The organism is Streptomyces sp. NPDC057654, assembly GCF_042800135.1.
In the GTDB taxonomy this organism is placed as follows: domain Bacteria; phylum Actinomycetota; class Actinomycetes; order Streptomycetales; family Streptomycetaceae; genus Streptomyces.
The window spans coordinates 1-12,407 of sequence record NZ_JBHVHQ010000170.1; the positions used below are offsets into that span (position 1 = coordinate 1).

At 72.5% G+C, this 12,407-nt stretch carries 12 protein-coding genes; 6 read left to right on the forward strand and 6 right to left on the reverse strand.

The window, feature by feature from the left end; genetic code table 11:
* The 3 genes from ACFU99_RS15740 to ACFU99_RS15750 form a co-directional block, all read right to left on the reverse strand.
* On the reverse strand, positions 1 to 715 hold a 715-nt coding region (locus ACFU99_RS15740; RefSeq protein WP_384391492.1), incomplete at its 3' end, for a 1-deoxy-D-xylulose-5-phosphate synthase N-terminal domain-containing protein.
* A complete protein-coding gene (ispH, locus tag ACFU99_RS15745) occupies positions 715 to 1,728 on the reverse strand; it encodes a 4-hydroxy-3-methylbut-2-enyl diphosphate reductase (RefSeq protein ID WP_384391495.1) in 1,014 nt (337 codons plus the stop codon). The genes ispH and ACFU99_RS15740, both read right to left, overlap by 1 nt.
* 119 nt (positions 1,729 to 1,847) lie before the next feature.
* Positions 1,848 to 2,891, reverse strand: a complete 1,044-nt coding sequence (locus tag ACFU99_RS15750) for a polyprenyl synthetase family protein (protein WP_384391498.1) — start codon at positions 2,889 to 2,891, stop codon at positions 1,848 to 1,850.
* Between the two features lie 281 nt (positions 2,892 to 3,172).
* On the opposite strand from ACFU99_RS15750, the gene ACFU99_RS15755 reads away from it, so the two are divergent.
* Entirely contained in the window at positions 3,173 to 3,379 is a 207-nt protein-coding gene (locus tag ACFU99_RS15755) for a hypothetical protein (protein ID WP_384391500.1), read from the forward strand.
* A gap of 85 nt (positions 3,380 to 3,464) precedes the next feature.
* Here the strand turns inward: ACFU99_RS15755 and ACFU99_RS15760 are convergent, their stop codons facing one another.
* On the reverse strand, positions 3,465 to 4,832 hold the full coding sequence (locus ACFU99_RS15760; RefSeq protein ID WP_384391503.1) for a hypothetical protein: 1,368 nt from the start codon (positions 4,830 to 4,832) through the stop codon (positions 3,465 to 3,467).
* Between the two features lie 302 nt (positions 4,833 to 5,134).
* Here ACFU99_RS15760 and ACFU99_RS15765 point away from each other — a divergent pair, with 302 nt between their 5' ends.
* Positions 5,135 to 5,908, forward strand: a complete 774-nt coding sequence (locus ACFU99_RS15765; protein ID WP_384391506.1) for an SDR family NAD(P)-dependent oxidoreductase — start codon at positions 5,135 to 5,137, stop codon at positions 5,906 to 5,908.
* A 149-nt stretch (positions 5,909 to 6,057) separates the two neighbouring features.
* Positions 6,058 to 7,227: a lactonase family protein gene (locus ACFU99_RS15770; RefSeq protein ID WP_384391508.1), complete on the forward strand. Its 1,170-nt coding sequence runs from the start codon at positions 6,058 to 6,060 to the stop codon at positions 7,225 to 7,227.
* 99 nt (positions 7,228 to 7,326) lie between these two features.
* Here the strand turns inward: ACFU99_RS15770 and ACFU99_RS15775 are convergent, their stop codons facing one another.
* On the reverse strand, positions 7,327 to 8,244 hold the full coding sequence (locus ACFU99_RS15775) for an NAD(P)H-binding protein (RefSeq protein WP_384391511.1): 918 nt from the start codon (positions 8,242 to 8,244) through the stop codon (positions 7,327 to 7,329).
* A gap of 177 nt (positions 8,245 to 8,421) precedes the next feature.
* Entirely contained in the window at positions 8,422 to 9,033 is a 612-nt protein-coding gene (locus ACFU99_RS15780) for a TetR/AcrR family transcriptional regulator (RefSeq protein ID WP_384391513.1), read from the reverse strand.
* A gap of 202 nt (positions 9,034 to 9,235) precedes the next feature.
* Here ACFU99_RS15780 and ACFU99_RS15785 point away from each other — a divergent pair, with 202 nt between their 5' ends.
* The 3 genes from ACFU99_RS15785 to ACFU99_RS15795 form a co-directional block, all read left to right on the forward strand.
* Entirely contained in the window at positions 9,236 to 10,681 is a 1,446-nt protein-coding gene (locus ACFU99_RS15785; protein ID WP_384391516.1) for an MFS transporter, read from the forward strand.
* Positions 10,674 to 11,639, forward strand: coding sequence for a D-2-hydroxyacid dehydrogenase family protein (locus tag ACFU99_RS15790; protein WP_384391519.1), 966 nt, complete (start codon positions 10,674 to 10,676; stop codon positions 11,637 to 11,639). Before ACFU99_RS15785 ends, ACFU99_RS15790 begins: the two co-directional genes overlap by 8 nt.
* Before the next feature lie 59 nt (positions 11,640 to 11,698).
* A partial coding sequence (locus ACFU99_RS15795) for an MBL fold metallo-hydrolase (protein ID WP_384391522.1) occupies positions 11,699 to 12,407 on the forward strand: 709 nt, incomplete at its 3' end.

Here is a 12,407-nt window from a genome sequence, read left to right on the forward strand (position 1 = left end):
CAGCGGGGGTGCCGGAGTCGCTTGGGCCGTCGGGGCGGTTGGGGCTGTCGGCGGCGGGCCTCCGGTGGGTCAGCCAGTCGGCGTCGTCCTGCGTCTCCGCCCGCAACTGCTGCAAATGGTCGGCGAGGGCCCCGATGGTCGGGGCGTAGGAGCGCTCGTTGTCGTTGAGGACGACGATCACGGGACGCTCGGGGGAGCCGCCGATGTTGTTCATGGCCTCCCATGCCATGCCGCCGGTCAGCGCCCCGTCACCGACGACCGCCACCACCGCCCGGCCCTCCTCGCCCCCCAGCCGGCGGGCCTTGGCCAGGCCGTCGGCGTAGGCCAGGGCCGTGGAGGCGTGGGAGTTCTCGATGACATCGTGCTCCGACTCGGCACGGCTCGGATAGCCCGACAGGCCCCCGGCCCGGCGCAGCCGCCCGAATTCCTCGACGCGGCCCGTGAGCATTTTGTGGACGTAGGCCTGGTGGCCCGTATCGAAGAGCAGCGTGTCGTGCGGGGAGTCGAAGACCCGGTGCAGCGCCAGCGTCAGCTCGACCGTTCCCAGGTTGGGCCCCAAGTGCCCGCCGGAGGCCGCGACCTTCTCTATCAGAAAGGCGCGGATCTCCCCGGCCAGATCCTCCAGCTCGTCGTCGGTGAGGCCGCGGAGGTCCGCGGGACAGGTGACGGCGGACAGCAGCGGATAGGCGGTGGGGCGGGGGACGAGTGTGGTCATCAGGTCCTCACAGTGGCAGGCGGGGCGAAGCGGACGTCTTCGATCGTGGTGGTGCGTTCCGCGACGGTCACCGGGCCCAGCGTGCGCAGGAACGTGATGACGCCCTCGACCAGCGGGGGCGGGGTGGACGCCCCGGCGGTCAGCCCGACGGTGTCCGCGTCCGCGATCCACTCGGGGCGGATCGCGCCGGCGTCCTCGATCAGATGGGCGGGCGTGCCGATCCGCCGGCAGACCTCCACCAGGCGGACGGAGTTGGAGGAGTTGGCCGACCCCACCACGAGGACCGTGTCCGCCTCCGCCGCGACGGCCTCGACGGCGAGCTGACGATTGGTGGTGGCGTAGCAGATGTCGTCCGCGCCGGGGCCGTGGGCGCGCGGAAAGCGGTCCTTGAGGGCGGCGATGACGTCGCGCGTCTCCTCGGCCGCCAGGGTGGTCTGGGTCAGATAGGCGATCCCGGCGTCCTCCGGCAGGTCCAGCTCGGCCACCTGCTCGACGGTCTCGACCAGGACCGACGACCGCGGGGCCTCGCCGAGGGTCCCCTCGACCTCCTCGTGTCCGGCGTGGCCGATCAGCACCACGGTCTCGTTCCGGGACGCGAACCGGCGTGCCTCGGAGTGCACCTTGGTCACGAGCGGGCACGTCGCGTCGACCACGCGCAGGCCCCTGTCGCGGGCCTCGGCGCGTACGGCGGGGGACACCCCGTGCGCGGAGAACACCACCAGCGCCCCGTCGGGCACCGCGTCGAGCCGGTCGACGAAGACCGCGCCGCGCTGCTCCAAGTCCCTTACGACATGGCCGTTGTGGACGATCTGCTTGCGCACGTACACCGGCTGTCCGGTGCTCTCGCGCTGGTCGAGCAGGGTCTCGACGACCTCGATCGCCCGCTCCACCCCGGCGCAGAAGGAGCGGGGGGAGGCCAGTACGACCGTGCGCGCGCGGCCGGCCCCCGCCCACTTCTGGGCATCGGCCTCCTCGTCGGCGCCGGGTCCGGTGCTGTGCTGGTCGTGCGGCATACGAGTCCACTCCTCGGTTGTCGTCCCGTTCCTTCGGTCGTCCCGGCCTCGCGGCCGCGACGGGCTTCCCGGCCGTGCCGGGCCTTGAGATGTTCCGGGCCTTCAGGCGTTCCGGGCCTTCAGGCGTTCCGGCGGGTGAGCACGTGGGCCAGCGCCGTCAGGTCCCGGCGGCTGTCGGCCGCGGGCTCCGCCTCGGCCAGCGCGGCGAAGGCCGCCTCCAGCTCCCGCTCGACCGCCAGGCGGGCCGCCCGTACGCCGCCGGCGTCGGTGACCAGCAGTGCGGCCCACCGCAGATCGGCCTCGGACAGCGGGTCGCCGCTCGCGTACAGCCCGGCCAGCGTCCGGCCCTGCGCAGCGCCGGAGGCGAGAGCGGCGAGCACGGGGTAGGTCTTCTTGCGGGCGGCGATGTCGCTGCCCACCGGCTTGCCCGTCGTCCGCGGATCGCCGAAGACCCCGAGCAGGTCGTCCACGATCTGGAAGGCCAGCCCCAGATGGCGGCCGAACTCCACGAGCGGGAGCGCCCGTTCGGCGTCCGCGCCGCCGGCCAGCGCGCCCAGGCCGCACGCGGCCCCCATCAGCGACCCGGTCTTGGCCGTGGCCATCGCGGCGTACTCGGCCGTGGTGACCTCCGAGCGCCGCTCGAAGACCACGTCCAGCGCCTCGCCCTCGACCAGCTCCTCCACCGCGCCGCTGAGCATCGCGATCGAGGAGACGGTCTCGGGGCCGGGGACGGCCGCGAGGACGCGGTGGGCCAGGGCCAGCAGGGCGTCCCCGGTGAGGACCGCCGCCGGAACGCCGAACAGCTTCCACACGGTGGGCCGGTGGCGGCGCAGCGCGTCCTGGTCGATGACGTCGTCGTGGAGGAGCGAGAAGTTGTGTACGAGCTCGACGGCGACGGCCGCGCGCACCGCGTCCCGCGCGCCGCCGCCCACGGCCTCGGCGCAGGTCAGGACGAGCGCCGGGCGCACCGCCTTTCCCCAGTACCCTCGCAGCGGCCGCCCGGCCTCATCCTGGAGCCCCAGGTGGTATCCCGCCCACCCGGCCACGGCCGGCGGCAGCCGCTCGGTCCAGCTCCGCAGCGCCGGGCCGGTCAGCTCGCGGGCCCACTCCAGTACGGCCACGCCGGGATCGGTGCTGCCGGCTGACGCGGTGGACGCGGTCATGGCCATCTCGGGTCCTTCCGTAGTGGGGCGGCGCCTTTCGGGCTCACATCCAGCAGGCCACGGCCGCCCGGACCGGACAAGCGACCTGGTGCGGTGGGTGCGTGCACGCGTTGAACGGGCGGGGGCTGATGTGGTTCCCGGCGGTTCCCGGGGCGCCGATGGGCCGGTGGTGCGCGGCACTCCCGGCATGTGGACGAATGAGGAACGTTTCTTCGGGTGGGCGGTGCCACTGTGTCGGCGTTGCCCTGGCGCGGGCGGCGCGGAGCACGTATTCAAAGGGGATGGACGATCCCTTCCGGTTCAGCGCACCGCTGCGCATCTGCGATCAACTGCTCTCCCGCTCGGTCGAGTTGATGAGCGAGGGCGACCTCAGAGCCATCACGGTCGAGGGCCCTCCGTCCCGGCCGGACGCGGAGCGGGAGGCGAAGCTGCCAGGGGCGCTTCCGGGAGTGCTTCCGGGCGCGGGGGAGCGTACGGGCACAGGGTGAGGTGACATCGGGCGCGCGTTCCGTCGTGCGGTACGTCGCCGGGGCCGGGTCCTGGCGTGGGGGAAGGGGGCGGCTCCGGCCGTCCTTACGGCTTGGGGAGGGGCCGCTTGAGAGCGAGCGCGCGCTTGCGGACGGCGATGGCCAGGGGCTGGCGGGGGAAGCGGCTCAGTCCTTCGTGGAGGTGGACGAGGGCCCGGTCAGCCTGCTGCGAATGCAGGTGGGGGTACTGGTCCAGGAACGCGTTCCAGTGAACGCAGGACGCCTCCAAGTGCCCCATGGACAGCAGGGTTTCGGCGAGCCGTGCCTGGGTGAGAATGTGCGCCCGGCGCTGGGTGGGGGCGCGGTGCCGCGCGGAGGCCGACAGGGCGGAGAGCGCCTGGGAAGGGTCGTCCAGCGCGCGCAGGACCTGCGCCCGCTGATAGTCCAGACCGGCCAGCGGATAGGCCGTGAAGGGGCCGGGCGGGCTGGACGCCTGCTCGTGGTGGCGTTCGGCCGCGGTCAGATCGGCGAGAGCGCGGCGCGGCTGGCGCTGCCTGGCGTAGACATGGGCGCGCTGGGAGAGGAGGAACGCCTGGGTGGCCGACCCGGCGTCGGCTCCGGCGGCGTCCACCGCGGTGTCGGCGAGGCTCAGGGCGTGGTCCGGGTGGCCCAGGTTCAGCGCCTGTGTGCTCATGGCGCGCAGCGTGACCGCGTACAGGCGCCGGTTCCCGGCCTCCTGGGCCAGGTGCAGAGCGGTGTGGAAGTACTGCTGCGCCAGGCTGTGGTGGCCGGAGTCGTCGGTCATGCCGGCGAGCAGATGGGTGAGCTGGACCGTGCCGGTCAGCAGGTCGCGGTGCAGGGAATGCGGCGCGGGAGCGGTGAGCAGCCGGCCGGCGCCCTCGGCGAGGTACGCGGTCAGCGCGGACCTGATGTGGGCGCCGCCATGGCGTTCTGCGAGGGAGGCGAAGGTCTCGGTCATCGACTGCAACGCGAGGGCGTCGGCGGAGGTCGCCTGGCCCTCCGGCCCCGGCGGCAGGGCCGGGGGCTGCGGCCGCGGCGTCCAGGCGGGCGGCGTGAGGGCGGTCAGGGTGTAGGCGGTGGTACGGGCCAGCACGGCCCGGTGGGCCGGGTCGGCGTCCGTACGGCACAGGGCCGTCAGACGGCGGAGGGCATCACCCCCGGATGCGGGGGCGTGCGGGAACTGCCGGGACGCCTGCGCCGCCTGGATCAGCCCGGTGTCCTCGGCGGTGATCACCCGCCGGACGCGGCGGGTGAAGGCGGAGGCGACGAGCTCGGGAACGGGCGGCCGGGGCCGGGAACCGCTGAGCCAGTGGGCCACCGACGTACGGTCGTAACGCAAGGTCAGGCCCTGTGCCGCGCCGAGGGCGTTGACGGCGCGGGCCAGCCCGCCCGAGGTCCAGTCGGCCTCCACCAGTAAGGCGGATAAGAGGGTGTTGGGGGCGTGGCGAGCCATGTGCAGTCTCCGTCCTTCCCCGCACGAGGGGCCACGCGCGCGTACGGGCGCGTTCGGCGCCCGTACGGTCCGATCATGAGCGGTCCGTTCCGGGGGGGGGTGTGGCTGGTGAAAGGGTCTCTTGATTCCCTGCCCCCGATCGGCGGTCCAATCCACTGTCTTGACGCTGCCGCCGCCATTCGCCAGGGTGCGCCATGCCTGCCGCCCCGCAGGTCGGGCCGCACGGGCGCCGCGGTGGTGCGCGGCGCTGTGGTCCCCGCGTACTGTCGTGTGAACAGGCCATATATGAGTGGGGAGTTGCTGTGGAAGCGAACCGCTTCGAGGGCAAGGTCGTCATCGTCACCGGCGGCGGGTCCGGCATCGGCGCCGCCGCCGTGCACGGCTTCGCGAGCGAGGGCGCGACGGTGATCGCCGTCGGACGGACCGAGGAGAAGCTGAAGGCGACCGCCGCCGAAGCACCCTCCGGCGCCAAGATCGCCACGCGCGTCGTGGACGTCGCCGACGAGGCCGCGGTCACCGCGCTGGTCTCGGACACGGCCGAGGAGTACGGCCGCCTGGACGTACTGGTCAACAACGCCGCCACCGCCACCGCCGGAACCGCGGAGCAGACCGACACCGCCACGTGGCGCAGGATCATGGCCGTCGACATCGACGGCGTCTTCTTCGCCTCCAGGACCGCGCTGCCCCATCTGCGGCGCGTCGGCGGCAACATCGTCAACGTCGGCTCGGTGTCCGGGCTGGGCGCGGACTGGGCCCTGGTCGCCTACAACGCCGCCAAGGGCGCGCTGGTCAACCTGACCAACGCCATGGCGCTCGACCACGGCCACGAGGGCGTACGCGTCAACGCCGTGCATCCGGGGCTCACCCGCACCCCGATGGCCACGCCGCTCACCGGCAACGAGGAGCTGCTCGCCGAGTACCGCAAGCGGTCGCCCATGCGGCGCCCCGCCGAAGCCGACGAGGTCGCCGACGTCATCCTCTTCCTGGCCAGCTCCGCCGCCCGGTTCGTCAACGGCGTCCATATTCCGGTCGACGGCGGGATGACCGCTTCGAACGGTCAGCCGCGGTTGTCCTGACGCGTTGCTGGGGGCTGAGGGCTGAGGGCTGAGGGCGGATGGCGGCAATTGGTCTGGGCCAAAGGGCGTGGGGGTCGTCATGCTGTTGACGATTACATGACACGCTGCCGAGCGTGGCATCCCGCCCCAAGCGTCGAAAGGTGCCCGCCATGCCCCCACACCCCTCCTCCGCTCTCGGCCGCCGTTCGTTCATCGGACTGCTGGGCGCCGCCGCACTCGGCGCCCACGCGCCCGTAGCACGCGCTCTGCGAGCGCCCTCCGGCCGGGAGTGCGACGCCGCCGCCGTCGGGCAGGCGTTCCTGGGCACGTACGGCAACGGGATCATCTCCTGCGCGTACGACGCCGCGACCGGCGCGCTGACCCGGCGGAGCGGCTTCACGGCGGTGACCAACCCCTCCTTCCTCGCGGCGGGACCCGGCGGCAAGGTGCTCTACTCGCTGGACAACGGCGGACGGCAGGGCGCGGTACGGGCCTTCACGATCGGTACGGGCGGCGCGCTGACCGCCTTGGGTCAGGCGCGCTCCACCGGCGGCGCCAACGTCACGCACCTCTCCGTCCACCCCGGCGGCCGCTACCTGCTCAGCGCGAACTACGGCGCCGGCAGCGTCGCCGCCCACGCCGTCAACGGCGACGGGAGCGTGGGCGCGCGCACCGGCCTGGTCCAGCACACCGGCTCCGGACCGGACCCCAGCCGCCAGGAAGGCCCGCACGCGCACCAGATCATCACCGACCCCAAAGGCGCGTACGTCTTCGCCGTCGACCTGGGCACCGACAAGGTGTACACGTACCGGCTCGACGCCGACGGCGCGCTGCGCGCGGTCTCCGAGGTCCGCTCGGTGCCGGGCGCCGGCCCCCGGCACATGGCCTTCCACCCGACGGCCCCGTACGCCTACGTGGCCAACGAGCTGAACAGCACCGTCACCGTCTACTCCTACAACCCGGCGACCGGCGCCCTGACGCGCGGCGACAGCCGTCCCACGGTGCCCGCCGGCTCCGCGCGGGCCGTCCGCAACTATCCGTCGGAGGTGGCGGTCTCGGCCGACGGCCGCTTCCTCTACCTCTCCAACCGCGGCCACGAGAGCGTCGCCCGCTTCGCCGTCACCGACTCCGGAGCCGCCCTGCGCCTGCTCGACACCGTCCCCAGCGGCGGCTCCTGGCCCCGCCACCTCAGCCTCTCCCCGACGGGCACCCTCCTCTTCACCGCCAACCAATACGGCAACACCGTCGGCACCTACACCGTGAACCGCGAAACCGGCGCCCTGACCCCCTCCGGCCCGCCCTTCGCCACGTCGTCCCTGGGCTGCGTCCTGCCCATCTGACGACGTGGCGGCTGCTTCGTTCGCTTGAGCGCGGCGGTATCCGCAGGGGGCGCGGTGGTCGTGGATACCGCCGAAGGTCAACCGCCGCCCGCAGGAACGTCAGCCGGGGAGAAACTCCTGGGCGTGGTCGCGTGCCCATTGGGCGAATGTGCGCGCCGGAACCCCGGTGACCGCCTCGGCTGTCGGCATCGAACCGGCCGCCGTGGAGTCGGCCGCCGCGGGGTCGATCTCCATCGAATCGGCAGTCGTCGGACCGAATTCATCGAGCGCCTGCGAGTCCGTCTCGTTGCCTGAGTAGTCCTCGAAGCCGAGCAGGAAGTCCGCGTTGGCTGCCGCGAATCCGCCTTGCGCGCGGTAGATCTCCCGCGCCTCGTCCCGGCTCATGACGTCGAAGCGGATCTCCTGTCCGATCGCCTCCGCGATCAGCTCCACCTGCCTTCGGTGGGACAGCATGTCCGGGCCGTTGAGGGTATAGGCGCGTCCGTCGTGCCCGCCTTCGAGCAGAGCCAGGGTCGCGACATCGGCGATGTCCCGCTCATGCACCGGGTACCAGGCCAGATCGGGGTTGGGGTCGCGCACCACGCTCTCGGCGCGGATGGACGGACCCCACAGCGCCAGCTTGTTCATCGCGAATTCGCCGGGGCGCACATGAGTCCACTCCAGGCCCGACGCCTCCACCGCCCGCTCGACCGGCAAGTGGAAGTCGTGGTCGAAGCCCATGGTGACAGCCCCGGAGGACAGCACCACGATCCGGCGCACGCCGGCCTGCCGTGCCGAGGCGACCACGTCCCGAGCCGTTTCGGCGACCGGGAAGAGAAACATCCGGTCGATGCCTTTCAACGCGTCTGCGAGCGAGTCCGGCCGTGTGAGGTCTCCCGCGACCACGCGCACGCCGCGCGGGAACTCCGCTGTGCGCGGGCTGCGAGTCAGAGCCCGTACTTCTGCTCCGGCCTCGGCGAGTTGCCGGACCACGTTCCGGCCGACATTGCCGGTGGCTCCCGTCACCAGGATCTCCATGGTGCTCCTCACTGATCGTCGCTGTTCATGGCAGCGCTCGACCACGACTCGGCCTTGAGTGGGGGAGCGCCGCGGCGAGAATGGCAAAGCTAGGGGAGGCGGCTCTAGTCTCCGGCCGAAGGGTTGTGAAACCACGGCCCGACGGCCTGCGGCGGCTCCCGCCGCTCAGCGCGTGCCCTACGCCTCCGGGGCCCGTCCCCAGACCGTCAGCAGCATGTCGACCGAGGTGTGCAGAGTCGCTGCCGGCACCCCGTCGCGCAGTTGCGTGGAGAGCCCCAGCAGGAAGGTGTGGATCAGGGCGGTGGCGCTGTCGGCGTCGGTACGGGCGTCGAGTTCGCCCGCGGCGACTCCTCGCTCCACGCAGGCTTTGATGCCCTTCCGGTTGGCTTCGCGGCGTGACGCGACGGCCGCGCGTACCCCGGCCTGGTCCTCGCCCGGTGCGCGCGTCGTGCCGGAGAGGGCGATGAGGCAGCCGACGGGGTGGCCGGAGTCGGCCTGCATGTCGATCGAGCCGTGCAGCAGGCGGGCGATGGCCTCCCGCGGGCTGATGCTCTCGTCCGCGAGGACGTCGGCGACCCCGCCCGGACCCTTCTCGTAATGCTCCACGACCTGTTCGAACAGCCCTTCCTTCGAGCCGAAGGTGCCGTACAGGCTCGCGGAGGACAGACCGGTGGCCGCGCGCAACTGTGCCAGTGACGTGGCTTCGTATCCCTGCTCCCAGAAGAGCCGCATCGCGGCCTCCAGCACGGTCCCCATGTCGAAGGCACGGGGGCGGCCTACGGACGGCACATGTTCCTCCTGTGTCGCGGCACGAGCACCCCGGCGGGCGTGTGCGTGTGGCGTGCTTCCTTACGTCTCCATATTGGACCATCTGCTCCACAAGGGCGCCGCCGACCCGGCGAGGCTTACCGGGGCGTGACACCCATCACCTTCGGAATGATCGATCTGAAATGGCTTGACCTGCGCAATCGAGCGCGGCAAGACTTCTGGCATGAACGATCCACAATCTGAGCCGGACACCGTCGGCGTCCGGCCGCCACTGAGCCGCGCGACAGTCCTGCTGCTCGCGGTGGTCTGTGGTGCGGCGGTCGCGAACATCTACTACGCCCAGCCGCTGCTGCCGGTCATCTCCCGGGCCCTGGGCGTCTCCGAAGGCGCCGGCGGCCTCGTCGTCACCGCCTCCCAGATCGGCTACGCGCTCTCGCTCGCCCTGCTCGTACCGCTGGGCGACGTCCTCGAACGGCGCCGGCTGGTGACCGTGCTCCTCGGCCTCAGCGCCGTCGCCCTCCTCGGCGCGGCCGCCTCCCCCTCCCTGAACGCGCTGTACGCCGCCGTCGCGATCGTCGGAGTCACCTCCGCCGTGGCGCAGATCGTGGTGCCGATGGCGGCCTCCCTCGCCGCCGACCACGAACGCGGCTCGGTGGTCGGAACAGTCATGAGCGGCCTGCTCGTCGGCATCATGCTCGCCCGCACCGTCGCGGGCGCACTCGCCCAATTCGGCGACTGGCGGCTGGTGTTCGTCTTCGCGGCCGTCGTGATGGTGGTGCTGGCGAGCACCCTGCGCGTCGCGCTGCGCCCGGTGCCGCCGACCCAGCACACCCCTTACCCCCAGCTGCTGCGCTCCGTGCTGACGCTCGTACGCACCGAGTCCCTGCTCCGTCGGCGCATGGGCCTGGCCGCCGTCGGCATGGGCTGCTTCACCATCCTGTGGACCGCATCGTCGTTCCTGCTCGCCGGCCCGGCGTACGGGTACGGGCCCGCCGTCATCGGCCTGTTCGGGCTGGCCGGGGTCGTGGGAGCCGTCGCCGCGGTGGCGGCCGGCCGGTTCGCGGACCGCGGCCACGCCCGCCGGGCGGCCACCGGGGGACTGGTCCTGCTGACGGGAAGCTGGGGCGTCCTGGCCTTCGCCGGAACGGGCGGCCCCGGCGGCCTGATCGCACTGATCGTCGGCATCATGGCGCTCAACCTCGCCCAGCAGGCCCTGCTCATCAGCCACCAGAGCGTGCTCTACCGGCGCGTCCCGCACGCCCGCAGCAGGGTGACGACGGCCCTCATGGTCTCCTCCTTCGCCGGAAGCACCGTCGCCTCCGCCCTGGCGTCGGCGCTGTACCCGGCCGTCGGCTGGGCGGGAGTGTGTGCGCTCGGCGCCGTGACCGCGCTGATCGGCGTCGGGATCTGGACCCTCGAACTTCTCCGCCCGAGCCCTTCCGAGCCGGTGGCCGACCCGGCGGCGGAGGCAGAGGCCGGAGCGCCCCCGGAAGCCTGCGCGGCAGCCCGCCGCAGCGCACACCGCCCCGGCGAGGGGTACCAGTGCGAGGACAGCCCCCGAAGCGACAGCACGCTCAGGAGGCTCAGCAGTGAGAACAAGCGCCGCCCCGGAAGCAGCCGCCGGAAGGAAAACGCCTATGACCACGCCCATGCCAACGCCCATGCCTAAGATCCGCCGAGTGGCGATCCTGGACGACTACCAGCAGGTCGCCCACCAGTACGCCGACTGGAGCACCCTGCCCGGCAGCCCCGAACTCACCGTATTCACCCACCCCTTGGGCGGGCCGGCCGAAGTGATCGCCGCCCTGGAGCCGTACGACGTCGTCGTGGCCATGCGCGAGCGCACCGCTTTCCCCGCCGAAGTGCTCGGGAAACTGCCGAATCTCCGCCTGCTCGTGACCACCGGCCCCGTCAACGCCTCCATCGACCTGGCCGAAGCCCGACGGCGGGGAATCACGGTCTCCGGCACCCGCCCCGCCGGACTCACTCCGACCGCCGAACTGACATGGGGCCTGATCCACGCCCTGGCCCGCTCCCTCCCCGCCGAGGACGGCAACCTGCGCGACGGCGCGTGGCAGCGCACCGTGGGGCGCGACCTGTACGGAGCCCGCCTGGGCGTCATCGGCCTCGGCGGCGTGGGCAGCCGCGTGGCCAAGGTCGGCCTCGCCTTCGGCATGGACGTCGTCGCCTGGAGCGCCCATCTCGACCCGGAGCACGCGACATCGCTGGGCGTCACCCCGGTGAGCAAGCGTGAACTGCTGGAGACCTCGGACGTGGTGACCCTCCACGTCAGACTCTCCGCGCGCACCGCCGGTCTCATCGGCCGCGACGAGCTGGCCCGGATGCGGCCGGACGCACTGCTGATCAACACCTCCCGTGCGCCCGTCGTCGACGAGGAGGCGCTGCTGGCCGCCCTGACCGCCGGGACGCTGGGCGGAGCCGCCCTCGACGTCCACTCCGCCGAGCCGCTGCCCGCCGACTCGCCGTGGCGCGGCGCACCGCGCACGGTGCTCACCCCGCATCTGGGCTACGTCACCGCCGACACGTACGACGCCTTCTACCGCGACGCGCTCGACGACATCCGCGCGTACGCGGCCGGGGAACCGATCCGCGAACTGACGCCGTGAGCGGACCGGCCCCCGCAGACCACCCCCGCAGACCGTCCGAGAAAGGCACCACTGCCACCATGGACACCACCCGCCAGAACCACCGCGCCGACGACTCCGGTTCCCGGATGCCCCGCCTGTGGACCCGCACCATCGGCGAACTCACCCTGACCTACGTCCCCGACGCGGGCGTCGCGATGATCCCCACGCGCGTCTACCCCGCCTCCGCCGAGGAGGACTGGCACCCGTACCGCCACCACATGACGGACGCGGGCCACCTGGCCATGGGGTGCGGGGCGCTCCTCGTCGAACGCGGCGGTACCCGCCTGCTCCTCGACGCCGGGCACGGACGTATCTCGGGCGAGGACCTGGTGCACTTCCAGCACGCCTTCGAGCACGTACAGGACCTGCCCGCATCCCTGGCGAGCCTCGGCGTCGACCCGGCCGAGCTGGAACTGGTCGCCTTCACCCACCTGCACGACGACCACCTCGGCTGGGCCCGCTCCGACGCGGACGAAGGCCCGCACAGCCTCTTCCCCAACGCGCGATGGATCGTCGGCGAAGGCGAACTCGAACTCGCACTCCAAGGCGCCGACTCTGCCGCCTCGGACGAACGCCTCGCGGGCGGGAAGGCGCGGACCACGGCCGTCGCCGACGGGACCGAGATAGCCGAGGGCGTCCGCGCCTGGGCGCTGCCCGGCCACACCCCCGAGGGCCAAGGGGGGGCGCAAGGGCGGCGGCTAGGAAGGCGTGCTGGCGGGGTGGGCCGTGGGGTGGGCGGCAGGTCAT